The organism is Soonwooa sp. (assembly GCF_032062245.1).
Classification (GTDB): domain Bacteria; phylum Bacteroidota; class Bacteroidia; order Flavobacteriales; family Weeksellaceae; genus Soonwooa.
In genome coordinates this window covers 1-24,926 of sequence record NZ_DAMBQF010000029.1, presented here as the reverse complement: position 1 = coordinate 24,926, position 24,926 = coordinate 1, and the positions used below count along the sequence as shown (strand labels likewise).

Here is a 24,926-nt window from a genome sequence, read left to right as displayed (position 1 = left end):
GAATGAAAACATTAGATAGAATTCCTACAGGAAAGATAGACCGTGCAAGTAATTTGATTAAGGCTGGAGCAAAAGTTGGAGTAAACTATATTAAATATTATGGTAACAAACTCACCAAAGATGAAGAGGAAGCTAAATCAATTTTAAATCGTGATAATGCCGAAGATATTTATGACAGCTTAAAGGAACTAAAAGGATCTGCACTAAAAGTTGCTCAAATGTTGAGTATGGAAAAAAACATTATGCCTCAGGCTTATGTAGAAAAGTTTTCTTTAGCTCAATTTTCGGTTCCGCCACTTTCAGGAGCTTTGGTAAAAAAAACTTTCAGAAAATATTTTGGGAACAATCCTGAAGCCATTTTTGACACTTTTTCTCCTGAGTCTGTAAATGCTGCGAGTATCGGACAAGTTCATAAAGCCACAAAAAACGGAAAAGTATTAGCGGTAAAGATTCAATATCCTGGCGTTAAAGAAAGTATTTCATCTGACTTGGCTATGGTGAAACCAATTGCTATGCGAATGTTTAATATTAAAAAAGAAGGTTCGGAAGCCTATTTTCAAGAAGTAGAACACAAATTATCTGAAGAAACCGATTATACATTGGAACTTGAAAGAAGTCAAAGCATTGTAAATCGCTGTAAACACTTAGATAATTTGAAATTTCCCAATTATTATCCTGAATATTCTTGTGAGAAAATAATTACAATGGATTGGTTAGATGGTCAACATTTTTCAGAATTCACCAAAGAACGACATTCACAAGAAATGCTAAATAAAATAGGACAATCTTTTTGGGATTTTTATATGTATCAGATGCACGAATTAAAACAAGTACATGCTGATCCTCACCCTGGAAATTTTCTTATTTCTGATAAAGGAAAACTAATGGTGATTGATTTTGGTTGTATTAAAGAAATTCCTCATGAATTTTACGAACCTTATTTTGAATTGGCAAAGAGTGAAAATTTACACAACAAAGCGTTTTTTGAGAATAAATTATACGAATTAGAAATTCTGCGAACACAAGATTCTGCAGAAGAAAAAGTATTTTTCACCAAACTATTTCACGAAATGTTGGAATTATTTACAAGACCTTTTAATCAAGAATATTTTGATTTTTCAGATGAATCATTTTTTCAAGAAATAGCTGATTTAGGTCAAAAATACGCCAAAATATCAGATGTAAAAAACATGAATACCAACCGAGGTTCTAGACATTTTATCTATTTAAACAGAACTTTCTTTGGACTATATAATATGATGCACGATTTAGGAGCCAAAAATATTGCTATCAATAATTATAAAAAATATCAATAATGCATTTTGGTACAAAAGATATTCAAGAATTACAAGAAAGAAAACGAGCTAATCTGATTAATTGTATCTCGGGTTACAAATCAGCTAATCTAATTGCAACACGCTCTAATGATGGTTTTGAAAATGTTGCCGTTTTTAATTCCGTGGTACATTTAGGTTCTAATCCACCTATTTTAGGCTTTATTTTAAGACCAACAACAGTCGCACGAAACACTTACGACAACATCAAAGAAAATGGTTTTTACACCATTAATCATATTCATCAAGGAATTTTTGAAGAGGCTCATCATACTTCTGCGAAATATCCTAAAGAAATATCGGAATTTACTAAAACGAATTTAAAACCTGAATATAAATGCGATTTTTTTGCACCTTTTGTTGAAGGTTGTAAAGTTCAAATGGCCTTAGAGTTTCTAGAAGAATATCATATTAAAGCTAATGGAACGATTATGATTTTAGGAGAGATTAAACATCTTTTTGTGGAAGATACTATGATTTTTGATGACGGTTTTGTGGATTTATCCAAAGGAAAAACGGCTTGCATTAACGGACTGGAAGCTTATGCATTCCCTAATTCTATTGTGCGTTTGGGATATCAACGACCCAAAGAATGAAAAGAGTAAAAAAAAAACATTTACCTTCAAAAATTTGTCTCACCTGTGGCTTGTCCTTCACTTGGAGAAAGAAATGGGAGAAAAATTGGGAAGAAGTAAAATTTTGTAGTGAAAAATGCAGGAAAAGTAAAAACTCAAAATCACTCTGATATTTAAAAATATAAATTATTATGATGACAGAAAGAGATTTAGACCGAATTATAGAAATGGCTTGGGAAGACAGAACTCCTTTTGAAGCCATAAAATTACAATTCAAAATATCCGAAGCACAAGTCATTGAATTGATGAGAAAGGAACTAAAAAGAAGTTCATTCAACCTTTGGAGAAAAAGAGTAAACTCAGGAGTTAGTCAGAAACATCTGAAAAAGAGAAATCCCGAAATCAATAGATTTAAATGCGACAGACAAAGAACAATTAGTTTAAATAAAATATCAAAAAGATGAAAAATATAGTCATTATAGGTTGCGGAAGTGGTATTGGATTGGCAACAGCAAAAGAACTACAAAGCAGTAATCAAATCATTGGAATTTCTAAAACTAAAAATTCAGCAATTGAAAATTTAAATATACAATTTCATGAAAAAAACATCATTACAGATAATATAGATGACATCCCTTTTCCTGAGGTTATTGATGGAATTGTTTATGCACCAGGAAGCATCAACTTAAAACCATTTAACCGATTAAGTATAGATGATTTCAAAAATGATTTTGAAATCAATGTTTTAGGAGCGGTTATCATTATTCAAAAGTTATTGCCTAATTTAAAGAAATCTGACAATGCAAGTATTGTTCTTTTCAGTAGTGTTGCTGCAAAAATGGGAATGCCTTTTCACGCTTCTATTTCCGCAAGTAAAAACGCTGTTGAAGGCCTAGTAAAAAGTTTAGCTGCTGAATTTTCAGCTCAAAAAATAAGAGTAAATGCCATTGCCCCATCATTAACAGAAACCAAATTAGCCACTGCTTTATTGGCATCACCAGAGAAAAGAGAAGCCGCCGCGAAAAGACATCCGCTACAGAAAATAGGAAATCCAGAAGAAATTGCAAAAATGGTTATATTTTTACTTTCTGATTCTTCCAGTTGGATTACAGGACAAATTTTTGCTATTGATGGAGGATTGAGTACAATTAAATTATAAAAGATATGGACACAAGTTTTTTGCTTAATCTAATATTAGAAGTTCAGGCATACGAACAATCAAAATCTAATAAAAACAATTTTACTATAGAAGATTTTAGAATATGGCTAAACGAAAAAGCCTATCAAAATACAAACCCAACTGAACTTTTTAAAAAAGAAAATCAGAAAGTATTTGATTTAGAAAACGAAATTGCAAAGCAAGTAATATTGCTTGGTAGATTTTCTAAACAAATGATTCGCAGAGGATTAAAGGATTTTCCAAGTTTAGCCAATGAAGAGTTTACATATCTGTATCGTTTAATGGATGAAAAATCACTTACCAAAACTCAATTGGTAGAGAGAAATGCTCACGAAAAACAAACAGGTATGGAAATTATCCGAAGATTGGTGAAAAATAATTTGATAGAAGAATTTTCAGATGAAAACGATAAAAGAATAACACGACTAAAAGTAACTGATTTAGGGAAAGAAGTTTTCAAAAAATCGGTTCAGGATGTTACTTTGGTTTCAAGAATTTTATCTGCTAAAATAAGTGATGAAGAAAAAGAAAGTCTACTTTCTATACTTAAAAAATTGAATGAATTTCATTTCACCGTTTATTATGATCACAAAGATTCTGACATTCACAAAATCAATGAATTAATCTAATGGCTAAAATTTGATTTTTTGGTTTAGAAGAGATTTACGGTTGAAAGACAATCATGGATTGTATGAGGCGCTGAAATCGGACAGCAAAGTTTTACCAATTTTTATTTTTGATGAAAACATACTTAATCAATTAGAAAATAAGTCTGATAGACGCGTTGATTTTATTGTTGAAGCACTACAAACGCTAAATTCATTCTTAAAAACTAAAGGAAAAGCTATCAAAATATACATCTGTAAGCCATTAGAAATATATCAAAAACTTATTGACGAATACGAAATATCGGCAGTATATTCTAACGAAGATTACGACCGCATGCACCAAAAGCTTACACAGAATGAAAAATATGCCAAAAAAATGTCGAGAATAAGAAGTAAAACAGTAGAACCCGTGATAGGAACGTTGGTCAACTTTACCAACATGAAGAGAGTCAATACACGAGGCATCAAAAACGCAAACAAACATGTAATGATGGCAACTTTAACGTACAACTTGAAGAAATACATGCGTTTTACCATTAAAAAACCAAGTATTTTAGCCCAAGTTCTATCCTTAAAACAAGAAGAACTTTGCTTTTGTAAAAACAGTCTTTTTAAACTTCAATAACTCAATTTTAAGCCTTCTAAAAATTAGAATTCTACACCTTAACTAAAATAAAACCTCGCTTAAAAGTACTTAAACGAGGTTGAAATTTTATGTTTTTGAAAACTATTTTCCAAAAAAGGAGTTGTGCAACAGTTACCGAAGGCTTGCCTTACAGCTACCTCCATCTTCCCACGATTCCAAAAGTGAAAAAACTTCCCACTATTTTAAGCCGTGAAGAAATCTGGCGAATGCTTCAAAGTGCCGAACTCCAGAAAGACAGACTGCTCATCGGCCTGATCTACGGTTGCTGACTGCGCTGTATGAAAGTAAGGAATATCAAGCTTCAGCATTTAGATTCCGGTTTCCACATTGGCAATCCTTCAGGGCAAAGATCTTTTCCATGCATGGCAAAGAAATCTGCACCGAAGTATTGGAACGCTGCTAGGTGTTGGAATTAAATGGTTGATGCTTTCTGCGAACCCGTCAGGTTTAGAACTAGTTTTCCTCATCGCCGGGTTGCAATTCATTGTGGAAGTCTTGGTCGTTCGAAATTATGGTTTGGCAATGATTTTCATTACACCTTTGACGATTTTTTTAGCAGAAAATGCTTCAGGTTTATTTACCGATGTGAACGAATTGATGGAAGCCCAAATTTTAGATACCTTTATCGGAAGTTTAATTGGCGTTTTAGTAGGATGGATATTGCATCACAAAATTTTCATTACCAAACTTGAAAAACAATTTCGCAGCGCACAGATTCAATGGCGTAGAAAATAATAAATTCCATTTCAGCATTGAGGCGGATTTTTTTTTTGAAAAAAACAATATTAAAATTTTAAAATATTTTTTAAAAGCAGTTCATATTTTAAATTCGGATTTTGTGTATATTTGATTCTGTTTAAAGTGGTTACGCAGCTCTCATCAAATTATTTTTAAATGTTAAAGCATAAATATTTTAGCAGAAAACTTAAAAACACAATTAAAGATTCCTCGGTTTTTGCTTAATGCTTTCGCGCCCGTAAAAATTCGGAGGATAGAAACTAATAACACCAATATGAAAATAAATTCTACTCTTTCTTCTAAGTTTCATGCACCAGAATCATCTTCTACTTTGTTGAAAAATCGTCTTTCGATGATTTGCAGATGTATGATGTTTTTTTGTTTGACTTTAGGTTTTACCTCCCGTTTGAATGGGCAAAACTTATCTGAAGTCATCAGCAATCTAAAATCAGAACTCAGTAAAAACCCCGACGATAAAAAACGGGCGTCGATTTACTCCGATCTTACTTGGTATTACGCCAGTGTTTCGGTGGATTCTGCGCTTAGTTACGGGAAAAAAGCCATTTCGGCAACGGAAAAACTTCAAGATTCTGTTATGTTGACGCAGGTTTACAGTGATTTGGGAGCGGTTCATTTTCGAAATAATGATTTCAAAAACTCAGAAAAAAATTATCTGAAATCTTATCAAATCCGCAAAAAACTAAAGAACGCCGCGGGAATTGCAAAACTCAATAATAATTTGGCTTCGGTATATCAAAGTAGTTTTCAGTACAACAAAGCAATGAAAATGTACCTGGAAGCTTTGAAATATTTTGATGCGAAAGGAGATGTGCGAAATTCCAACATCACGAAGGCGAATATTGGACTGTTGTTTGTGGATTTAAAGGACAATCGCAATGCGATCAAATACATTACAGAAGCGATCAACTATTTTGAATCTCAAGAAAGAAGCGTGGAAATAGAGAATAAACTCTGCGAAAATTACCTCAACTTGGGAAAGGCATTTCAGATGCAGAAAAATTATTCCGAAGCGGAAAAACAATATCAAAAGAGTGCAGCAATTTGTAATAAAATCGGGAATAAACAGGGAATTTCATTTGCCAACAGAAACTTGGGAAACCTCTACATAATGCAACAAAAAGATTCTTTAGCGCAAGTAAATCTCCAGGTTTCACAAGAAGTTCGGGAAGAATTTAATTCTAAAATTGATCAGGAAAGCAACAGCATCGATGTGGCGCAAAGCCTAATTGTAAAAGGCAAATACCAAGATGCTAAACGAATGCTTTTGAACATCTTGCCAACTTTTGAAAAGGAAAAATCTAAAGAAAATCAGCTTTCTACCTACAAACTGCTTACAAATGTTTATCACAACACTGCGCAGCCGGACAGTGCAGAATATTATTTTGAAAAATACATCGCATTAGATAATGAATTGGTGAATACCAACGTGATTTCCAGTACAACAGAGCTCGAAAAGAAGTACCAGACTTTGAAGAAAGATTCCGAAATTCTTCAGCAGAAATCGAAAATTTTTAAAAGAAATGTTGCGATTTCCTCGTTGGCCGCTTTGCTTCTTTTTGGTTTCGTTTTTTACAGAAACCGTCAACATCGCCAGAAAATGGAACATCAAAAAGCCATTCTCCATCAGCAAGATTTGGCTACAAAAGCGGTAATTACAGCCGAGGACAACGAGCGGAAACGGATGGCAACACACCTGCACGACGGAGTGGGACAACTTTTAATGGCTGCTAATATGAATGTGAGTGTCTTGAATGAATACAAAGACAATCCTGAAAATTTTAAAAACATCACGCAGAAAATATCGAATATTCTGTCGGATGCCATTGCGGATGTTCGTACGCTTTCGCATCAGATGATGCCGAATATGTTGATTAAAAACTCGTTGGCCAATGCCTTGAGAGACCTCATCGAGAAAACATCTACGCCAAAACTCGCTGTTAATCTTCAAATTGAAGGACTTGAAAACGAAATTGATCAAAATATTCAGGTGACACTTTACAGGATTATTCAAGAATGCATTAACAATACCGTTAAACATTCGGGTGCCGATAAAATCGATATTTCCGTGATACAGTCTGATAAAAAAATTACCACAGAAATTAAAGACAATGGCAAAGGTTTCGATCCTTTAAAAATTACGGAAAACAAAGATGGAATCGGCCTGCAAAATATGAAAGCCAGGATTGAAATGCTGAAAGGAAAAATGCGGATTGATAGCGATACAGATCGTGGTACAGAAGTTTTTATAGAAATACCAATCGTTTAATTATTTTCCTATGAAAATTGCCATAGTTGATGATCATCAGATTATAATTGATGGAATCGAAATGCTTCTCGGTTTGGAGAAAAATATTGCGATTGTGAAAACCTATACCGATGCCTTTGATTTTTTGCAAGATATGCGGGAAGAAAAGATCAATCCGGATTTATTGCTGATGGATTTAATGATGCCCACAATAAGCGGATTCGAATGTGCGAAAATCCTGAAACAGGAGTTTCCCAAGCTTAAAATTATTATTCTATCGATGAATTGTGATCCGAAAGTAGTTTATGAATTGGTTGAAAAAATAAAAATTGAAGGTTATCTTTCCAAAAATGTCAACAGACAGAATCTGGTGCGTGCACTGCAGGAGGTACAGTTGGGATACATTCACCTTAGCGAGGAAGCAGAAATGGCTTTGAACCAATTTAAGCGAAAAATCATTGATTATCCGCAAATCATATTGACCGCCCGCGAAAAACAAATCGTGAAATTAATGATCGACGGACTTACCAATAAAGAGATTTCTAATGCATTGTTCATCAGCGAAAGTACTGTAGAAACCCACCGAAAAAATATCTATCGAAAAACAGAAACCCATTCGTTTCCTAAATTAATTCAAGTGGTTGCCAACCTCAATTTATTGGCAGATTAATTTTCGATAGACTCAAAAATACCCTTTAGAGGGTAGATAGTCATCTGGATTTTGAGATACTTTTATCTCGTAAAAAAAATCACAGACTATGACAGCAAAAACTATTTTCAGTACGGCCGCCCTACTTGTCGGCGTTGCCACCTTTGCGCAACAATCCACCTTTGATATCCTGGAAAAGAATTATGAAATTTCCAGAAAAGCAAAAAAAGGCTATCTCGGTGGAGTAGAATCCAGCGGAAATGGAGGTTTTGAAATGGTGTATTTCCTGCCTTCAAGCAAAAGAAAAGTAAAGATTGAAACTTACACTTTCGACAAAGACGCCAATCTTGTCAACACCTTAAAAGACGAATGGGATGTAGAGAAAGTGAAGAAAAAATGGAAATTTTTCAATTTTAAAGGCGACGAATATATCACGACCGCAGCTTCGGTCAGTACCAATTTTACTGGGAAAATGATGTTTAAAAAACGCGAAATCAAAGCGAAATACAACTGGCTTGCCGGAGATTATGTGAAGCGGATAAAACTCCTCGACAAACAAAAACTCACCAGTGAAAACGGCGAAGAATATCTCTTCAGCGGTGCGTATGAAGTAGAACGAGACAGTACGATTTATGCGCTCGCATACCCTTATTCCAAAGGTGCTTCCCTTAATAATCTCGACTTAGTAAAGATCTCAAACACTGGAGAATCCAAAAAAATAGCTTCTATTGCAACGCCTACTCCTTTGAAACCTATTTTCTCCAAACCACTAATGGACGACAACAGCCGAGACGTTTCCAATGACGATTTCCCTAGAGATTGGATTGTAGTTTTAGCGCCAACCAAAGCTTACGGAAAAAGCAATGCCGGAACTCCAAATCAACTGACCTATCTTCGGATTTCTCCGGAAGGCGCGGTAAAGGAACAATTTAATTTCTCTGCACCATCGGCTGGTTTCCGTATTCTTAATGCTTACAACAAAGGTAATGAGGTGATTTTGTATGGTTTAGGAATTAAAAAAGAAGGAAAATATGCAGACGAAATCTTGGGAGCTACAGTGTCGCCATCAAGTATGGATGATGAGGAACAGGCCGCCGCTAAATCTACCGGGGGAATGCTCGGTGGAATTGGAAAAATGGCTAATGTGATCTCCGGGAAAGATGATATGGCGCCTTCACAGCAATCACTGGACAATGCCTTGGACGAAAAAAAATATGACGACTTTATCATTGCAAAAGTATCCGGGGGAAATGTTTCTGTCATTAAAGCGACGCCTATGGCTGAACTGAACCAAAAAGCAGTTGCCGGGCCGGACATGAAAAAAGCATTAGAATTTGATGGAAAAAAATTTGTGACCAATAATTTCCAAATCTTAAAAGATGGTTCGATGATGCTGAGTGTGCAAGATTATAAACCTGAAGGGAAAGGAATTGGACTTCCGGGAGGTAAAATGTTGGGTGCTTTGGCAGGCGTTTCTACCAGCAAAAGCGGCGACAGCTATGACCGAATTTATAAAGGCATGTATCTGCTGCATTTTTCTCCGGACGGGAATTTGATAAGAAACTACACCGTGCAGCTCGATCAGAAAAATAAGAAAGGATTTTTCAATAATTCACCGATGACAGCAGATAATTTCCCTGCTGTAGGATATTTAATTGAAAGCAAAGACGGAAAATCTGTTAACTGGATTATGGAAATTGTGAAAGCTATTGATAAAGACACCAGTTTTAGTTCAATGAGCAATTATTTCACCGGAACCACCACCAATACTACAACCACCACGTATTCACCATTCTACAGTATTGAATATGGTAAGATTGATCTTGCTACCGGAAAATCTTCAGAATTCAGGACATTGGGTGACTTAGAGAAAAAGAAATATTACCTCTACGATAAACATAACCGCATACAGATTGGCGACTATATTTATTTCTTCAGCGAAACTCCAAATGGCGACCGACTTTTGGTTTCCAGAATGGATGTCAACCAATAACAATCTGTGATTCCGTGCCTGTGTAGCTTCGGTTTCCGGGTGCGGTTTTCTTTTAACCAAATTAAAATTTTATATTATGAAAAATCTGTTTTTTTATTTCAGAACCTTGATAGTTTTAGCGGTTCTATTCATTTCCTGTGACAGAAACGAAGATGATGGAACAAACACCGCAACTTCCTCAACTGCAGGATTTACATGGAAAGAAGACTCCGAAACTGGGCCTGAACAGAAATCTTCCTCTGCCTATTTTCAGGGAAGTTCCATTTTCGCACTTAATGCTTCTAATACTACTGTATTCGAAATTAATCTGATGAAAAGTTCCGCGGTAGGAACTTATGTATTCGACGGCGATTACATCAAAGGTACAGCTCTGGTTTACGTTACCAAAAATTTCAACGCCACGGGTGGAACCATCACAATAACTGAAAAAACGGACTCCAAAGTTTCAGGAAAATTCGAAGCTACCGGCACAGGAAACGGCATTACAAAAGTTTACGGAACATTCACAGGTATTCCGATGAAATAATTTTCTGCCACAATTAATTCCTATCCATCGAAAATATTCCTGCGATAAAGAATTTTATATTTTTTGCTTACTCTAAATAAATTCCTTTTCGATGGATTCAAACAAAAAAATCCAATTGAGCAGATCAACTGGATTTTCGTTTATCAAAATTTGCAGTAAATATTTTTATGAGGAAATGTTATGCTTAAAAAGCTTCCGAACTTTCCGTTCAACAACACTTTCATTTTTGGACTTCTAGCGATCAACCGAAGTTTATTTATCGGTCAGCTATTGAAACACCTCTAGTAATGTTATTTTTTATAATAATCTCCGGCTAAACTTGCACCACCGCCACAAAAGTAATTTAATGCGAATCTATCTTCAAATTTTGAAGTAAATACTTCAGCTGTTTTATCCTTAAATAAAATCGTCATCGTCCCTTTTAATTCGTTATTGATGGTTTTTAAATCAACATCAATCTGATTATTCACTAACTTTCCTTTGCCTTCAAAAGTACACCCTTTCACAGCACCGGTAAATGAAATTTTTACTGAATAAATACTGTCATTTTCAGATTTCAATTCAAGAATTTGGTTGTATCCTTTGTCACTGGCGTTGGTGTTATACGTACCGTTCAACTCAGCGGGTGTGAATGCTTTTACTTCTTTAAAAATATAATTTTGTGCTAATTTTCCGCTTACTTCTTTTTTATCAGCATCCAATCTAACCAAGGTTTTGTTGGGTTTTACCAGATAATATTCCTTGGGCGAATTTGGGAGGGATACTTCAATAATATCATCATTCTTTGTCCAGGTACCATACTCGTTTTCAGAAGTACCGTCGCTGTCTAAATACGATGTACTTTTAACCGCTTTGTTGTCTTTTTGGAAGGTAATATAGGTTTCGATTCCCATACAATCTGCGCAAGGCAATGTTGCCGTGTAGATTCCTGAAGAAAAATCATTATTCTGCTGTGCCTCTGTTTTTGTCTGCTCTTTATTTGCAGTTTCAACGGTTGATTTACTGTCGCTACAAGAAACAAAAATGGTGGTTAGAGCTGCTACGGTTAAAAATTTAAATGTGTTCATTATTTTTTTTTGATTAATTTAAAATGTTTGATGATCTAATAATTGATACTAAAAGACAGATTTAAGTCTTGAGAAGTATTTAAATAGAAAAATTTCAAGTCCTTATCTTTGATAAAAGCATAAATTTCCATCGAAAACCTGCTGTTATCGTTGCAGGTGATTTCCCATAGTGCAAAAAATAACAAACTTAATTTTTGTCAGCTTAAATACTCGCACAACTTTGTAAAGATCCATTAAACAAGGCTAAAACTGACTTACAAAAAAGAGACCATTCTAGAGGTCTCTTCAATATTTTTATCAATTTTTTAGGATAAAATAGGAATGTAGAAAAGCTCCCAAGCTTCTATACATAGGTAGCGGTGGGATTGCAAGTTAAAGGAAACACTAATTATTGCTCACCGATAATTTCACTTCTATATTATTTCTGGTGGCATTAGAATAAGGGCAAATTTGATGCGCTTTTTCTGTAAGTTCCTGCGCTTCTTCCAGGGAAACGCCCGGGATATTTACATCGAGTTCCACGGCAAGCCCGAATCCGCCGTTTTCAATTTGGCCTATGCTTACTTTGGCTGTTACGGTGGTTTCACCCGTTTCGGTTTTTGAAAGCATAATGACTCTGTTCAGGGCGCTGTCAAAACATGCGGAATAACCTGCCGCAAAAAGCATTTCCGGGTTTGCGAAATCGTCATTCGCGCCGCCCAGAGCTTTTGGCATTCGTACTGCTAAATCTATAACGCCATTGTCGCTTTTTACCTGGCCGTTTCTGCCACCCTTTGCGGTGACACTGGTAGTGTACATTGGTTTCATAAGTTACTTTTTTAAATTATTGATTAATTGGGTTAAGGTCTCTTTAAAATTTTCGAGATCTTCAATTTTAATATTGATTTGTGAAAGAAGTTTTTGCGGAATGCAGCACGCCTGCTGTCTCAAATCTTTTCCCTGTTCGGTGAGGAACAGCAACACCATTCTTTCATCGCTCTTGTTTCTGATTCTACTAATTAATCCTTTAATTTCCAATCTTTTAAGCACAGGAGTCAAAGTGCCGCTATCCAGAAAAAGTTTTTCACCGATAGCAGATACTGTCAGGCCTTCCTGTTCCCAAAGGACCATCATCACAAGGTATTGTGGGTAGGTTAAACCCAGTTCCTGCAGAATAGGCCTGTACAGTCCCGTAATTTCCTTCGAAAGAACGTAGAGCGGAAAGCAGATTTGTTGATCAAGTTTTAAAGATTCCGATTTTTCCATCATTTGCAGGGAAAGTTCATTTACTTGAAAATAACGAATTCCTCCATCGGGATTCTTACTTTTTTCATACTGGAAAGCCAGTCTCTTTCTTCGTCGCGGTAGCCAAGATAAAGCAAACTTACACTTTTTAAACCCATTTCGCGCAGACCTAAAATTTCATCCACCACTTCATTGCTGAAACCTTCGGCTGGGGTGCTGTCGATTTTCAGTTCGGCAGCTTGTGCCATTGCCAGGCCAAAAGCAATATAGGTTTGGCGCGCTGTATGTGCAAAATGCTGATCTGCAGTTTGCGCTCCGTACATTTTTTTCAGCTGATCGGTATAGCTCCCGAATCTTCCTCTTGGCAATTCTCTCACATCGGTGTGATAATCATAAACTTTGTCAATTTTTTCCTCGGAATAGCTGTCCCAGGCTGCGAAAACTAAGACATGAGAACAATCTCTCATTACCTCCGGATTTAGAGCGCCTGCCACCATTTTTTCCTTTAGTTCCTGGTTCTCCACAGAAATAATTCTGAAGGGTTGAAGTCCGGATGAAGTTGGAGCCAGCCTGGCCGCTTCTAAGATGCGGTTTAAATCTTCCTTTGCAACTTTTTTGGTTGGGTCATACGCCTTTACCGCGTGTCTCCACTGTAGATTTTCTAATAATGACATTGATATTGTATTTTAAATTAGTGAAATATTTTTTTAAACTTTCGCCGTCTAAAAAATTCTTTGGCAAATTTACCACCAATTTAAATTGTGCACAATATAATTGTGAAAAATATAAATTAGATAGAATCTATCAGGTCATAGCATTGCTGAATAGTTTTTAACAATTTATATATATATTTGTGAGGTCACAAAATAAATGAGCGTCAATCAAAACCAGTTTCGCAATCGGCTCTGGTTTGGGATACTGGTTAGCTCGCTCGCTATTTCGTCTGAAACTTTGAGTAGGATTAGAAGTGAGGTTTAAAATTATAGTTAATGATATCAGAAATAAAATTCAGAAAGGGAACGCAGGACGACTCTGATAAAATCTGGGAAATTCTCCAACAGGGCATCGAAAGACGCAGGCTGGACAACTCCCAACAGTGGCAAAACGGATATCCAAATCCGGAAACCGTACATTCAGATATTGAAAAACAAATCGGCTATGTTCTTGTGGAAAATGATAATGTTATCGCCTACTGTGCCGTGATTTTGAACGATGAACCGGCTTATGAAAATATTGAGGGAAAATGGCTTTCGGACGGGGATTTCAATGTGGTACACCGATTAGCAGTCTCTGATGAAGTTGCCGGAAAAGGGTACGCCACGGAGATATTCCGAAGGATTGAAGATCTCTCTCGCCAAAACGGAATTTTCAGCGTAAAAGTGGACACGAATTTTGATAACGCAGCCATGCTTCATATCCTTAAAAAACTGGGCTATACTTATTGCGGTGAAGTTTATCTGTCAGGCGGTGAAAGAAAAGCTTTCGAGAAACTTCTTTAATCATAAAATCTAAAAACTAAATGCTTGAGAATCTCACATTTTACCTGATCCTGGTGATCATCACGGTTTTGCTGGTGATGCTTGCCAAAAAAATAAAAGTTGCATATCCGGTTTTGCTGGTCCTTGCCGGTCTGGGCATCAGTTTCATTCCCGGCACGCCTACAATTCATTTAGAACCTGAACTGATATTTTTTATATTCCTGCCACCACTTTTGTATGAAGCTGCCTGGGCGACTTCGTGGAAAGAATTGTGGCGCTGGCGCAGGATTGTGGTCAGTTTTGCTTTCGTGGTGGTGTTTATTACCTCTTTGGTTGTAGCTTTTGTCGCCAATCATTTTATTCCTGGATTTTCGCTGGCGCTGGGTTTTCTTTTGGGTGGAATCGTTTCGCCGCCGGATGCCGTAAGTGCTGGAGCGATTTTGAAATTTGTAAAAATTCCGAAACGGTATTCTTCGATTCTTGAAGGTGAAAGTTTGCTGAACGATGCTTCATCATTGATTATTTTCCGCTTTGCAATGATTGCCGTTGCGACAGGACAATTCATCTGGCATGAAGCTGCCCTTAGTTTCCTGTGGATGTGTATCGGTGGTGCAGGAATCGGTATCCTTATAGGGATTTTCTTTATGAAGATGCACCGCCTGTTGCCAACGGACGCCAATATCGATATCGTCCTCACACTCGTGGCGCCGTTCCTCATGTATCTTGTGGCGGAAGAGTTGCACGCTTCCGGTGTTTTGGCTGTAGTTAGTGGTGGTTTGTTGCTTTCCAACAGAAGTCATTCGTTTCTGGCTACCTCATCGCGTTTAGGGACGCTAAATGTCTGGAGCAGTTTGGTTTTTGTGCTGAATGGTATTGTTTTTATGATGATTGGGCTCGACCTTCCACAGATTGTTTCAGGGCTTGAAACAGACTTGACCACAGCATTCGGTTATGGCGTTTTGATTACAGTTATTCTGATAATAACAAGAATCGTTGCGGCTTATGGCGCCGTATTCACTACCATGATTATGCGTAATTTCATCACTGTTGCCGACCGACAAAATCCAGGCTGGAAAGGACCTGCTTTAATCGGTTGGACAGGAATGCGCGGCGTGGTTTCACTGGCTGCCGCACTTTCAATTCCGCTGACTTTACAGGATGGAACACCATTTCCGCATCGGAACTTGATTTTATTTATCACTTTCGTGGTCATTCTGCTCACTTTGGTGGTTCAGGGATTGACGCTGCCTTTTCTCATCAAAAAATTTAAAATTCAGGATCCTGATTTTACCCGCTCTGAAAAAGAAATCGATTATGAAATCCGGAACGAACTTGCAAAAATAGGAGTGAAGAGAATCCGAGAAACCCATTTTGAAAAACTTGAAAAATTCCCGGCGCTACAGGATCAGTTGCAAGCCTGGGAAAACCGTGTGAACAGTTCGGAAGTTATTCTGAATTTTCCGGAATACCGTGAAATTTACCTTGATATCATAAACCAGCAGCGCGAATGGCTGATCTCCAAAAACCGTGAGGAAATTCTGCTGGATGAAGAAATTGTACGTAAACACTTAAAAATGCTCGATTTACAGGAGGAAAAACTGGGAATGCATTAAATTTTTAAAACAATACATTTTGTTGCCGTGGAAAGTTATTCTTTTGTGCTAATGAATATTACATGTGAATTTTCTCAAAGGCGGTTTTGTTCAAGCGATTATTAGGCATGTCACTAAAAATATCCGAAATACTCATCCATTTATAATCTTTGACTTCATGTATTTGCACCAATAAGACAAACCAAGTTAAAAATTGTCAAATTGGTTTGCCCTGAATTGCTTTTTGTTCCAATCAAATTAAGGCTTTTAAATCCACTTAATGAATTGACAAAAGCAGTTCTTTTTAATTTTTCCATTTGAGCTATTTGCCCATTAGTATAATGCATCATAATTATAATCTATTTTCATTTTACTGCTTCAGTATAAATTTTTAAAGCTCTATCTCTGGCAAAGCGATGTTCTACTATCGGTTTTGGATATTTTTCAGTTCCAAATTCTGGTAACCATCTTTTGATGTAGTCAAAATTTTTGTCGAATTTTTCGGTTTGCAATGCAGGATTAAACACCCTGAAATAAGGTGCTGCATCGCAACCAGAACCTGCTGCCCATTGCCAGTTTCCGTTGTTGGCAGATAAATCGTAATCATTCAGCTTTTCAGCGAAATACGCTTCGCCCCAACGCCAATCTATCAGCAAATGTTTGCACAAAAAACTGGCAACAATCATCCGAACCCGATTATGCATATAACCTGTGTGGTTGAGTTGTCGCATTCCTGCATCTACAATCGGATAGCCTGTATTTCCATTACACCACAACTTAAATTCCTGCTCGTCATTTCGCCATTGTATAAAATCGTATTTCGCCTTGAAAGACTGATTAACCACCTTTGGAAAATGATACAAAATCTGCATAAAAAATTCCCGCCATATTAATTCGCCCAACCAAGTCTGATTGTGCTGCAGAGCAAAATCCACACATTTACGAATACTGATGGTTCCAAAGCGAAGTCCAATGCCCAATTGCGTCGTGCGTTGCATAGCAGGATAATCTCGGAATTTATCGTATTCATCAATGATTGCAGGATCTAGTTTGGGTTCTACAAAATCAATATCAGTTTTTTCAAAACCTATTTCATGCAACGAATGAATTTCAGAAAAATCCTGTTTTAAAAACTTGGTAAAATCGCAAAGATGACCTTGATAATTTTCTTCGTTTAATTTTTCTTTCCATTTTTTGGAATACGGCGTATAAACCGTATAAGGCGTTCCGTCATTTTTTACAATGTCGTTTTTATCAAAAATCACCTGGTCTTTAAATGCTTTAAAAGGAATGAGTTGGCTTTTGAAAAAATTATAAATTTCGGTATCTCTTTCGATGGCTTGTGGTTCATAATCCCGATTGCAAAAAACCGCTTGAATGTCATATTCTTGCGAAAGTTGTTGAAAAATTTCTAAAGGTTTTCCATAAAAAGAACTCAGTTTTGAATGATAATTTTTTAATGCTAAATTGATTGCTGAAAGTGCCTGATGAATATAATCTACTCGTCTATCGCTTTTATTTTCTAACGCATTTAAAATAGCTGTATCAAAAATAAAGATCGGCAATAGCGGAAATCCCGAAGCCAAAGCCTGACACAATCCAGCATTATCTTCCAATCGCAAATCCCTACGAAACCAGAATATGGAAACTTTAGTTTTCATTACTTAAATTGAACTGGTTAATAAATTTCGATAAGGTTTTAACTTGTTTTTCTTCTGATTTTTGTGTCTTAATTTCTTCAATTATTCTTTTTTTTTCGTCCTCACTCAAACTTTCAAAAACCTCTAGAACACCTGAATGGGAAAAAGTTTCTAAAATTTCATCCTCAGTAAATTGTTGATTTGAAGTCAACAAATAGAGTGTTATTTTTACTTTGTCGCCACCGGTTTTATTTATTGCTTTTCTGATTTTTTCATTTATGGAAATCAACTTATCTTGTCCTGAAATGGTAAATAGATTGATTTTTTCAAGAGGATAATCGTCAATAGTGCCAGCAGCTTTCAACGAACCCCATTTTGCTACAATGTGCTTTGTATTGGGTATTTGAACATGGTATGTCCACGCACCTTTTCCAGGTTCATACTTCAATTCAAGCTGTTTATCTTTTACTAATAAGTTCATTTTTTACTGTTGATTTTTAAAACAGATTATATTCTTTTGAAATACAGAACAAATTATTATTTATGTTTATTTTGCTTGTGAAAATTTTTTGAAAAAATAAAGCACTAATAAAAATTGAGAGTATCCATAAACTGCATCTTCAATAGGAATGGTAAACATTCGTATTCCCAAAAAATCTTTTGGATTATAATTAACAATCGGATTTTCAATAAAACTACCAGTTAATAGCCCATTAACCGGAAAAAAACCAAGCATAAGAAGCATAAAAACCAAAGATGCTTTAGTAAGCCAATCTACTTTAGCAATAAAATGCAAATAGATCAATGTAAGTATCGTAACTATTGTTGTAATGAGGGTGTAAATTTTGTCTGTATGCAATAAGCCGACAACCGACAAAATAATAATGCTTACAAAAACCAATAAATTATTAAAAGCACTTAAGACTTCCCATTTGTAGTATTTATCAATGGTGTAATAGGTAAAAATGCAAGAGAACGGAATACAAATAAAGAATAAAATTTCTTCCAAAGGCAAACCAAAAAACGAAATTCCAAGGGTGTAATCTGTATTAAACCACCATACGCCATGAGCCGTAAACCATATATCCCAAGCAATAAAAGGAATAGCTACTAAAATGGCAGCTTTTAGGAATGAACCAAATTGAAGATTGAATTGAATTCTTTTGTCAAAAGATGCTATAAAGCAAATGATGATAGTGAAAAACAATATTAGGGCGTAAGTATAAGCTATCATGATTTAGCCGATTTAAAATACATTTTAAAATACTTCAACGGCACATATAAAAACCCGAAACATTCTCCTTCTTCTTTTCCTAAATGTTTGTGATGCTGCTTGTGTGCTCTGCGAAGTGCTAAAAAATAAGCGTTTTTAGTGTGTGTGAAAAACTTTATCCGTTGATGAATAAAAATATCATGTACAAAAAAATAAGCCATGCCGTAAAGCATAATTCCCAAGCCGATAAAAAACAAATAATTGAAATTTTCTAATGACCCAAAATACATCAGCGCAATAGTGGGGATTGCGAAAATCACAAAAAACCAATCATTTTTTTCTAATTCGCCATCGTTGCTATGGTCGTGGTGATCTCGGTGTAAAACCCATAAAAATCCGTGCATAATATACTTATGAATAAGCCAGGTAGCTCCTTCCATCAGTATAAAAACAAGTATAACAATTACTATTTTCATTTTAATTTTTGTTGAAGAGGTTTTCTAAAACATGAACTTCATGACCCGCTTTTGCCGCATAAGCAGCAGCTGACAATCCGGAAAACACTGACCCTATTATGGCAATCTTGTTTTTCATTTTTTGAAATTTTTAAATGCTTCTTCCAATAAATTCTCCGTATCAATATTTCTATCATAAATCTGTTGATGAAAATCATCGAGTTTATTGAGTAAGCGTATTAATTCCATTTTTTCATTTTGTTATAAATTTCCGGTAACGATGGAAGTAGCTTGTCGTATTTTTTAACTCATTTTAGAATACAAATATAATATGTATTTTTAAACAAAGTAAACAATTAGACTATTATTTAACGAATTAGTTTAATTTTATACCATTCAATTGGTTTGTCGTGCGAAGAATATACTTTTAGGATTGTGGAATAATCTTAATGTTATTCTCAATTATTTTAAAGAGCATTAAGAAAAATTCTTAAAAAAAATAAGATTAGTAGGCGGATTTTTAGCTGGTCGGATGAATTATTTTGTGATGAACAAATTCTAATGGGAGAAAACATTATAAAATTGGTTGATTTTCGATAATTAACATTAACGTTATTTAACATCTCTTGTATTTTTAGTTTGATAAAGAAAACTTATTTTTGTTATAAAGAGTTGAAGAACACTCTTAATAACATAAAAATTTTAAATCATGGAAAAGTTTGCAATATTAGCTCGAGTAGAAGCAAAACCGGGTAAAGAAAATGACGTATTGGAATTCCTAAAGTCAGCTCTACCGCTTGCGGAAGGTGAGCCAGGAACCGTAAGATGGTATGCTTTACAAATCGGCCCTTCTACTTTTGGTATATTCGATACGTTCGGGACTACAGATGCAAGAGATGCTCACTTGAATGGTGAGATTGCAAAGGCATTAATGGCCAATGCTTCTGAATTACTTGCTAAAGAACCTGTACTTGAAATGGTAGATCTACTTGCAGTAAAGTAAGCAACCGAACACAAATTTTTAATACAGTTAAATGGAGCCAGAAATTTCCCCAGCTCCATTTTTTTTATATCATTTTGTGAAAGGTTAAACCTTTGAAATGTAAACAGAATCTATCTTATTTGTTCAAAGAAAATTTCAATTTAGCGCAAAAAAAAGAGACTAAAAACAGTCTCTTTTGTATTCTTAATTATTGAAGTTTTTTAAGTTCTTCTAAAACAGCTTCGCCAACTGCATGAGCAGATTGAGGATTTTGTCCTGTAACAACTCTTTCATCTACGGTAACGTGAGTTTGCCATAAACCAGATTTTTCAAACTTGGCTCCGCGTTCTATTAATTTAGATTCTAATCTAAATGGAACCACTTCATCTAATTTCACAGCAGCTTCTTCTTCGTTGGTAAAAGCATTGATTTTTTTGCCATCTACCAAGTATTTTCCATTGCTGAGTTTAATGTTCACCAATCCAGCAGGACCGTGACAAACCGCACTAACGATTCCATTTTTTTCGTAGATTTTTTGTGCGATTACTGCCAATTCTTCATTATCTGCAAAATCCCACATTGTACCGTGACCTCCAGCATAAAGGATCCCCACATATTCATCAGGATTTACTTCTGAAGGCGTCATGGTGTTCTGAATTTTATTTTGATAATATTCATCTGCCAAAAATCTCTCATTAACCTTATCATCTGGAGTATTTCCATAATATGACGGGTTTCCACCTTTTGGACTCACGAAATCTATTTCGTAACCAGCGTCTACCAATACAGCCCAAGGATGTGTAACTTCACCTAAATAATAACCAGTAGATTCACCAGTGTTTCCTAATTTGTCGTGGCTCGTAACCACGAATAATACTTTTTTGCTCATTTTGTTAGATTTTATTGTTTGTGCATTGATCATATTAATCCCTAAAAAAAGAATACAACCCGTTAAAAAAATAATCTTGGATAAAAACTTGTTGTGATTCATTTTACTATTGATTTTTAATGATTTGATAGTGCAAAGGTAAATGCAGCTCCCCACAAACAACAGGACCTACATCACAACTTTCTTGTGACCTACATCACATTACACCGAAAGCCGACTCAAAGTTTCTCTGGAAACACCTAAATATGAAGCGATTAATGTTTTGGGCAATCGTTGTAAAAGTGTGGGATATTGAGAAATAAATTGTTCGTAGCGTTCTTTGGCATTGCTATTCAGCAGAGACAAAATTCTTCTTTGGAGTGCGATATAACCATTATTAGACTTTTTCCTGAAAAAATGTTCTATTTTATGCATATCTGCACAGAGTTTCTCTCGGTTATGTAGAGACAAAGTAAGTACTTCGGTAGATTCTAATGCATCAATGGTAAAAGCAGCTTCAGTATGATTAAAATACGCCTGATAATCGGTAATCCACCAATCTTCCATTGCAAATTGCATGATGTGCTCTTTCCCTTCTTTGTTCAGGTAAGAAGCTTTTAACAAACCTTTGATCACAAAATAATCATTTTTTACGGTATCTCCTTCTTGAATTAAAATCTGATGCTTTTTAAATTTTTTCAAGGTAAAATGAGACAGGATGTACTCGAACTCCTGGTCAGTTAATGGCGTAATTTTCTCAATTTGACGTCTTAAAATCTCACTCATATTTTTATCATTCTAAATTGCAAACAAAAGAATTGTTGACTCCAAATGTAATCTATTGAAACCAAAAAATCCATCGCTCTTGATGGATTTTTTAAATATGGTAGATGGAATTCTTATGGATTGGTGGAGAAAACAAAAGCTATAGAAAGATATCTTGGTCGGACCTATTTTTGTGTTTGTGGATTGTAAAAATCAATTGATAAAAGAAATCCGAAAAAACAGTTTGTTATTGTAATGAAACAACAAATCAATATCGCAAAAAAGTTTTCAGGATCTGAAGGATTTCTATGACACATGCAAATTAAAATTATACACGGATTCGTTTTTTATTAAAGCATATATTCTGTGTATAATTTTGTTTCTAATTGCGTTGAGTATAGACATTTTATTTTTTACTTCCGCAACTTTTCTTTGAAAGTAAATTGCAAGGACGTATTTTAATCTTATCGAGCTGAGCGCCGCCAAATGCAATACTTTTTTCAGCACTTTATCCACAATTGTAGAAACCCTCGGTTTTCGATAAATAGAACTACCTGAACTGTATTCAAATGGTGCAACTCCTGCGTAAAAAGCCATTTTTCGGGCAGATTGTATATCTGAAAATCCTTTGGTTTTTATAATCATTAATGTTGCTAAAACCTTTCCTACGCCTGGAATACTTTGTATGCGCTCGTACTGTGATTTCAATTGTTCATTGGAATTTATGAGTTCTAAAATTTTGTTTTCAATACCCTTAATTTGCTTGTCTAAAGTCACAATCAATTGCTTGTTTAGCTTTGTAACGTCTTTATAGGCAATGTTTTTTAATTTTTCTGCATCTTTATGCTGATTTCGCAAGCCTGCGCATATTTTCACTTGATGTCTGCGTTCGGCATTTAACAGGCTTAGCTTCTGGATTTCGATTGAACTGGCATTCCAAAGTTCAAGATCCATGAAGTTTCTTTCAATAAAAGTGCAAATCCTCTGGCTATCTATACTATCATTTTTGCCTCTAACCAAGCCAAAACTTCTTTTCAAGTGTAGTGCATTCATCACATAAACAGACACTTTTGTTGATTCTAAAACTTCATACAAAGCAAAGTTATAACGCCCCGTATTTTCCATCGCAATAACCGTGCTGCCCTCATCCTGAAACGATTTAAGAAACTTTTTAATCTCTTTAACATTGTTTTTAACTTGATAATGCTTTTCCGTTTTGTTAAATTTTACAAATAAATCCAATGTAAATTTGCTAACATCTACTCCAATAAAAACTTTTTCCATAACTTTGATTTTAAGATTTTAAAGAGAAACTTATTAAGAGCTCAACTCCTTTATAATGGGTTTTAAACCCGAATTTCTATCTGAGTTTATGATAAGAAGTGTTTAAGTCTAAATCGAATTATGAGCCAAAACTCTGAGTAAATATTAGTTTACTTAAACACTTTTCTCTTTATCTTAAAGTTATCTCTTTTCTTGTCACAAATCTAAAGGAGTTCAATAAACACATTTATAAATGTTATGAAAAAAATCTGCATGATGTTGTTGTTGAAAAAACCGGTAATAAAATGTGGGAAAATCGACTGGAAAAAGCGAATGAAATTTTCCCAAATTTTATTCCGACATTAAAAACAAAAATTCCTATTTTTAAATCGTAAAACAAATCCTAAATATTAACCACAAACAGTCAACCTATTTTAGGACATGACACAAACACTCTGTTAAAACAATTTATCCCACGAAAATGAGTTCTAATTTATACATGCTAAACATGCAAAAAATTTTATTTATTGCGAAAAATTTGCATGCAAAAGGCTATCAAAATCTAAAAGTAATACCTTCTTTATCATCTTCAGGAGTTTACTGGAGATGTAGTTTTACTTCTTCAGAAAAAAATCAAGATTTTGATATTATCGTATCAAATTGGTTACAAAACAAATTTGATGTATCTATTGAAAAAATACAATTAGATCTTAGTGAATTAACAGAGGTTTTCATAAAGGAAAATAAAGAATTTTTAACAACATGTCTAGGAAAAAATGAAGAATATGTACAATGGTTTAAAAATATGCTAGAAATTTTACAAGATGAAGAATTACCATATGCTTTTGCTGATTATTTTGGACCAACAATATATTGGAAAACTTCTTTGGGAAAAAAACTGTATTTAAGTCAACAAGAAGCAGTCAGATATTCAAGTAATTCCAATGAAAATTTTGAAAATTACGAAATTGAAAAAATAATAAAATCATTTTATCAAGATAACGGATATGATGAATATTTCAAAAATGACCTTATTTACCTTCAAACCTCATTCGATGAAATAAAAAATATTTGGTTAGAAAATCTTGAAAAAATAGAAAAAATAAATTACATAATGATTGCGGAAGCTCCACTTTGGGGCAAAAATAAAAAGTACATCTACAATCCAAAAACTAACCTATCTCAATTCTTCTATAAAAGTGACTTGGAGGAAGTTTTAAGAATATCAATAAAAGATAAAGAAGATTTTATAAAAACTTGTAATTCGATTGGTTTATTAATAATTGACATTTCACCTTATGCACTAAATGAAAAAGACACAAAATTAAATTATAGAACTTTAGGTAAAAAGAACTACAAAAAAATTGTAGAATCCACCTTACCATTTTATTTTAATAAAAAAATTCAGTTAATTAAATCTAAGTTATCTGATGATACGGAAGTCTTTTTTAGATATAAACGTGTAAAACAAAATTTTGAAGACTTAATAGGTAAGACACTATTAGAAAATAAAATAATAGATTCTTTGGAAAAAATTGGAGATATTTCACAAACTGGAGGTGGTATAAATAAATCTAAATTAAAGGAAATTATCTCAAAAAAGTACTACAGCTAACATTATATTGACAAAATGCGGGGTTAAATATAAAATAGAAAAAGCAGAAATATTTATCCGCCGCTGCTTTTCATATTGTTTTTTTTCATAATTTAGACAATCTGAAAAAGCATCGGCTCCATTTGGTCTGAACTTGAACATTCGTTCAAATTAAGCCCGCACTTCGCCAATACTTTTTCCGTTATGCGACATTTTATCGCCGTTTCAGAAATCTAGTGCAACAAATGTTAAAATAATTAACACAATTTT

General features: G+C 34.7%; 28 protein-coding genes. 16 read left to right on the top strand and 12 right to left on the bottom strand.

Features of this window, described 5'->3' with window-relative positions:
- The first annotated feature begins 2 nt into the window (after positions 1–2).
- The 12 genes from RT037_RS11715 (at position 3) to RT037_RS11660 (ending at position 10,515) form a co-directional block, all read left to right on the top strand.
- Positions 3–1,316 (top strand): AarF/UbiB family protein, encoded by a 1,314-nt coding sequence (locus RT037_RS11715; RefSeq protein ID WP_313031462.1) that lies wholly within the window; start codon positions 3–5, stop codon positions 1,314–1,316.
- Positions 1,316–1,930: a flavin reductase family protein gene (locus tag RT037_RS11710; protein WP_313031458.1), complete on the top strand. Its 615-nt coding sequence runs from the start codon at positions 1,316–1,318 to the stop codon at positions 1,928–1,930. The genes RT037_RS11715 and RT037_RS11710 overlap by 1 nt, the downstream gene beginning before the upstream one ends.
- Positions 1,927–2,079, top strand: coding sequence for a DUF2256 domain-containing protein (locus tag RT037_RS11705; RefSeq protein WP_313031455.1), 153 nt, complete (start codon positions 1,927–1,929; stop codon positions 2,077–2,079). Before RT037_RS11710 ends, RT037_RS11705 begins: the two co-directional genes overlap by 4 nt.
- 21 nt (positions 2,080–2,100) lie before the next feature.
- Complete coding sequence (locus RT037_RS11700; protein WP_409456526.1) at positions 2,101–2,373, top strand: TIGR03643 family protein; 273 nt, start codon at positions 2,101–2,103, stop codon at positions 2,371–2,373.
- Entirely contained in the window at positions 2,370–3,068 is a 699-nt protein-coding gene (locus RT037_RS11695) for an SDR family oxidoreductase (protein WP_313031453.1), read from the top strand. Before RT037_RS11700 ends, RT037_RS11695 begins: the two co-directional genes overlap by 4 nt.
- A gap of 5 nt (positions 3,069–3,073) precedes the next feature.
- Positions 3,074–3,718 carry a winged helix DNA-binding protein gene (locus RT037_RS11690; protein ID WP_313031451.1) on the top strand — a complete coding sequence of 215 codons (645 nt, stop codon included), beginning with the start codon at positions 3,074–3,076 and terminating at the stop codon, positions 3,716–3,718.
- Between the two features lie 40 nt (positions 3,719–3,758).
- Entirely contained in the window at positions 3,759–4,322 is a 564-nt protein-coding gene (locus tag RT037_RS11685) for a deoxyribodipyrimidine photo-lyase (RefSeq protein ID WP_313031448.1), read from the top strand.
- Positions 4,323–4,655: 333 nt separating this feature from the next.
- On the top strand, positions 4,656–5,078 hold the full coding sequence (locus RT037_RS11680) for an FUSC family protein (RefSeq protein ID WP_409529560.1): 423 nt from the start codon (positions 4,656–4,658) through the stop codon (positions 5,076–5,078).
- Positions 5,079–5,355: 277 nt separating this feature from the next.
- Positions 5,356–7,368: a sensor histidine kinase gene (locus RT037_RS11675; protein ID WP_313031436.1), complete on the top strand. Its 2,013-nt coding sequence runs from the start codon at positions 5,356–5,358 to the stop codon at positions 7,366–7,368.
- Between the two features lie 10 nt (positions 7,369–7,378).
- Positions 7,379–8,017, top strand: a complete 639-nt coding sequence (locus RT037_RS11670; protein WP_313031433.1) for a response regulator transcription factor — start codon at positions 7,379–7,381, stop codon at positions 8,015–8,017.
- A gap of 88 nt (positions 8,018–8,105) precedes the next feature.
- Positions 8,106–9,989 carry a hypothetical protein gene (locus tag RT037_RS11665; protein ID WP_313031431.1) on the top strand — a complete coding sequence of 628 codons (1,884 nt, stop codon included), beginning with the start codon at positions 8,106–8,108 and terminating at the stop codon, positions 9,987–9,989.
- Positions 9,990–10,065: 76 nt separating this feature from the next.
- Positions 10,066–10,515, top strand: a complete 450-nt coding sequence (locus RT037_RS11660) for a hypothetical protein (protein WP_313031427.1) — start codon at positions 10,066–10,068, stop codon at positions 10,513–10,515.
- Positions 10,516–10,805: 290 nt separating this feature from the next.
- On the opposite strand, the gene RT037_RS11655 is transcribed toward RT037_RS11660, so the two are convergent.
- From RT037_RS11655 to RT037_RS11640, 4 genes are all read right to left on the bottom strand, one after another.
- Positions 10,806–11,582: a copper resistance protein NlpE gene (locus RT037_RS11655; RefSeq protein ID WP_313031424.1), complete on the bottom strand. Its 777-nt coding sequence runs from the start codon at positions 11,580–11,582 to the stop codon at positions 10,806–10,808.
- Positions 11,583–11,966: 384 nt separating this feature from the next.
- Positions 11,967–12,389 (bottom strand): organic hydroperoxide resistance protein, encoded by a 423-nt coding sequence (locus RT037_RS11650; protein WP_313031422.1) that lies wholly within the window; start codon positions 12,387–12,389, stop codon positions 11,967–11,969.
- Between the two features lie 3 nt (positions 12,390–12,392).
- A complete protein-coding gene (locus tag RT037_RS11645) occupies positions 12,393–12,830 on the bottom strand; it encodes a MarR family transcriptional regulator (RefSeq protein ID WP_313031419.1) in 438 nt (145 codons plus the stop codon).
- A gap of 17 nt (positions 12,831–12,847) precedes the next feature.
- Positions 12,848–13,480 (bottom strand): NAD(P)H-dependent oxidoreductase, encoded by a 633-nt coding sequence (locus tag RT037_RS11640; protein ID WP_313031417.1) that lies wholly within the window; start codon positions 13,478–13,480, stop codon positions 12,848–12,850.
- 315 nt (positions 13,481–13,795) lie between these two features.
- Here RT037_RS11640 and RT037_RS11635 point away from each other — a divergent pair, with 315 nt between their 5' ends.
- A complete protein-coding gene (locus RT037_RS11635) occupies positions 13,796–14,305 on the top strand; it encodes a GNAT family N-acetyltransferase (protein ID WP_313031415.1) in 510 nt (169 codons plus the stop codon).
- A gap of 20 nt (positions 14,306–14,325) precedes the next feature.
- Complete coding sequence (locus tag RT037_RS11630; protein WP_313031411.1) at positions 14,326–15,897, top strand: Na+/H+ antiporter; 1,572 nt, start codon at positions 14,326–14,328, stop codon at positions 15,895–15,897.
- A 344-nt stretch (positions 15,898–16,241) separates the two neighbouring features.
- Here RT037_RS11630 and RT037_RS11625 read toward each other — a convergent pair whose 3' ends face one another.
- From RT037_RS11625 to RT037_RS11605, 5 genes are all read right to left on the bottom strand, one after another.
- The gene (locus tag RT037_RS11625) at positions 16,242–17,537 is read right to left on the bottom strand and encodes a deoxyribodipyrimidine photo-lyase (RefSeq protein ID WP_313031408.1); all 1,296 of its coding nucleotides are present in this window, start codon (positions 17,535–17,537) and stop codon (positions 16,242–16,244) included.
- Positions 17,527–17,997, bottom strand: coding sequence for a DUF1905 domain-containing protein (locus RT037_RS11620; protein ID WP_313031406.1), 471 nt, complete (start codon positions 17,995–17,997; stop codon positions 17,527–17,529). The genes RT037_RS11625 and RT037_RS11620 overlap by 11 nt, the downstream gene beginning before the upstream one ends.
- 66 nt (positions 17,998–18,063) lie before the next feature.
- Positions 18,064–18,750 carry a lycopene cyclase domain-containing protein gene (locus RT037_RS11615; protein ID WP_313031402.1) on the bottom strand — a complete coding sequence of 229 codons (687 nt, stop codon included), beginning with the start codon at positions 18,748–18,750 and terminating at the stop codon, positions 18,064–18,066.
- Positions 18,747–19,205, bottom strand: a complete 459-nt coding sequence (locus RT037_RS11610) for a sterol desaturase family protein (RefSeq protein ID WP_313031399.1) — start codon at positions 19,203–19,205, stop codon at positions 18,747–18,749. The genes RT037_RS11615 and RT037_RS11610 overlap by 4 nt, the downstream gene beginning before the upstream one ends.
- Before the next feature lies 1 nt (position 19,206).
- On the bottom strand, positions 19,207–19,323 hold the full coding sequence (locus tag RT037_RS11605) for an NAD(P)-binding protein (RefSeq protein WP_312323568.1): 117 nt from the start codon (positions 19,321–19,323) through the stop codon (positions 19,207–19,209).
- 570 nt (positions 19,324–19,893) lie between these two features.
- On the opposite strand from RT037_RS11605, the gene RT037_RS11600 reads away from it, so the two are divergent.
- Positions 19,894–20,187 carry a putative quinol monooxygenase gene (locus tag RT037_RS11600; protein ID WP_088468742.1) on the top strand — a complete coding sequence of 98 codons (294 nt, stop codon included), beginning with the start codon at positions 19,894–19,896 and terminating at the stop codon, positions 20,185–20,187.
- Positions 20,188–20,374: 187 nt separating this feature from the next.
- On the opposite strand, the gene RT037_RS11595 is transcribed toward RT037_RS11600, so the two are convergent.
- The 3 genes from RT037_RS11595 to RT037_RS11585 all read right to left on the bottom strand — a co-directional run bounded on the left by RT037_RS11595 (position 20,375) and on the right by RT037_RS11585 (position 23,083).
- The gene (locus RT037_RS11595) at positions 20,375–21,055 is read right to left on the bottom strand and encodes a type 1 glutamine amidotransferase domain-containing protein (RefSeq protein WP_313031394.1); all 681 of its coding nucleotides are present in this window, start codon (positions 21,053–21,055) and stop codon (positions 20,375–20,377) included.
- Positions 21,056–21,256: 201 nt separating this feature from the next.
- Positions 21,257–21,820, bottom strand: coding sequence for a Crp/Fnr family transcriptional regulator (locus RT037_RS11590; RefSeq protein WP_313031392.1), 564 nt, complete (start codon positions 21,818–21,820; stop codon positions 21,257–21,259).
- Positions 21,821–22,105: 285 nt separating this feature from the next.
- The gene (locus tag RT037_RS11585; protein ID WP_313031389.1) at positions 22,106–23,083 is read right to left on the bottom strand and encodes an IS110 family transposase; all 978 of its coding nucleotides are present in this window, start codon (positions 23,081–23,083) and stop codon (positions 22,106–22,108) included.
- A 487-nt stretch (positions 23,084–23,570) separates the two neighbouring features.
- Between RT037_RS11585 and RT037_RS11580 the strand changes: the two genes are divergently transcribed.
- A complete protein-coding gene (locus RT037_RS11580) occupies positions 23,571–24,677 on the top strand; it encodes a hypothetical protein (protein WP_313031388.1) in 1,107 nt (368 codons plus the stop codon).
- The last annotated feature ends 249 nt before the right edge of the window (positions 24,678–24,926 follow it).

Excerpts from the sequence above, each read along its gene's own strand:
- RT037_RS11695 (WP_313031453.1), top strand. The coding sequence starts at position 2,370 with ATGAAAAATATAGTCATTATAGGTTGCGGAAGTGGTATTGGATTGGCA.
- RT037_RS11670 (WP_313031433.1), top strand. The coding sequence starts at position 7,379 with ATGAAAATTGCCATAGTTGATGATCATCAGATTATAATTGATGGAATC.
- RT037_RS11705 (WP_313031455.1), top strand. The coding sequence starts at position 1,927 with ATGAAAAGAGTAAAAAAAAAACATTTACCTTCAAAAATTTGTCTCACC.
- RT037_RS11620 (WP_313031406.1), bottom strand. The coding sequence starts at position 17,997 with ATGAACTTATTAGTAAAAGATAAACAGCTTGAATTGAAGTATGAACCT.
- RT037_RS11630 (WP_313031411.1), top strand. The coding sequence starts at position 14,326 with ATGCTTGAGAATCTCACATTTTACCTGATCCTGGTGATCATCACGGTT.
- RT037_RS11625 (WP_313031408.1), bottom strand. The coding sequence starts at position 17,537 with ATGAAAACTAAAGTTTCCATATTCTGGTTTCGTAGGGATTTGCGATTG.
- RT037_RS11615 (WP_313031402.1), bottom strand. The coding sequence starts at position 18,750 with ATGATAGCTTATACTTACGCCCTAATATTGTTTTTCACTATCATCATT.
- RT037_RS11640 (WP_313031417.1), bottom strand. The coding sequence starts at position 13,480 with ATGTCATTATTAGAAAATCTACAGTGGAGACACGCGGTAAAGGCGTAT.
- RT037_RS11605 (WP_312323568.1), bottom strand. The coding sequence starts at position 19,323 with ATGAAAAACAAGATTGCCATAATAGGGTCAGTGTTTTCCGGATTGTCA.
- RT037_RS11700 (WP_409456526.1), top strand. The coding sequence starts at position 2,101 with ATGATGACAGAAAGAGATTTAGACCGAATTATAGAAATGGCTTGGGAA.
- RT037_RS11715 (WP_313031462.1), top strand. The coding sequence starts at position 3 with ATGAAAACATTAGATAGAATTCCTACAGGAAAGATAGACCGTGCAAGT.
- RT037_RS11600 (WP_088468742.1), top strand. The coding sequence starts at position 19,894 with ATGGAAAAGTTTGCAATATTAGCTCGAGTAGAAGCAAAACCGGGTAAA.
- RT037_RS11580 (WP_313031388.1), top strand. The coding sequence starts at position 23,571 with ATGCAAAAAATTTTATTTATTGCGAAAAATTTGCATGCAAAAGGCTAT.
- RT037_RS11585 (WP_313031389.1), bottom strand. The coding sequence starts at position 23,083 with ATGGAAAAAGTTTTTATTGGAGTAGATGTTAGCAAATTTACATTGGAT.
- RT037_RS11645 (WP_313031419.1), bottom strand. The coding sequence starts at position 12,830 with ATGATGGAAAAATCGGAATCTTTAAAACTTGATCAACAAATCTGCTTT.
- RT037_RS11710 (WP_313031458.1), top strand. The coding sequence starts at position 1,316 with ATGCATTTTGGTACAAAAGATATTCAAGAATTACAAGAAAGAAAACGA.
- RT037_RS11675 (WP_313031436.1), top strand. The coding sequence starts at position 5,356 with ATGAAAATAAATTCTACTCTTTCTTCTAAGTTTCATGCACCAGAATCA.
- RT037_RS11635 (WP_313031415.1), top strand. The coding sequence starts at position 13,796 with ATGATATCAGAAATAAAATTCAGAAAGGGAACGCAGGACGACTCTGAT.
- RT037_RS11610 (WP_313031399.1), bottom strand. The coding sequence starts at position 19,205 with ATGAAAATAGTAATTGTTATACTTGTTTTTATACTGATGGAAGGAGCT.
- RT037_RS11660 (WP_313031427.1), top strand. The coding sequence starts at position 10,066 with ATGAAAAATCTGTTTTTTTATTTCAGAACCTTGATAGTTTTAGCGGTT.
- RT037_RS11690 (WP_313031451.1), top strand. The coding sequence starts at position 3,074 with ATGGACACAAGTTTTTTGCTTAATCTAATATTAGAAGTTCAGGCATAC.
- RT037_RS11655 (WP_313031424.1), bottom strand. The coding sequence starts at position 11,582 with ATGAACACATTTAAATTTTTAACCGTAGCAGCTCTAACCACCATTTTT.
- RT037_RS11590 (WP_313031392.1), bottom strand. The coding sequence starts at position 21,820 with ATGAGTGAGATTTTAAGACGTCAAATTGAGAAAATTACGCCATTAACT.
- RT037_RS11665 (WP_313031431.1), top strand. The coding sequence starts at position 8,106 with ATGACAGCAAAAACTATTTTCAGTACGGCCGCCCTACTTGTCGGCGTT.
- RT037_RS11595 (WP_313031394.1), bottom strand. The coding sequence starts at position 21,055 with ATGAGCAAAAAAGTATTATTCGTGGTTACGAGCCACGACAAATTAGGA.
- RT037_RS11650 (WP_313031422.1), bottom strand. The coding sequence starts at position 12,389 with ATGAAACCAATGTACACTACCAGTGTCACCGCAAAGGGTGGCAGAAAC.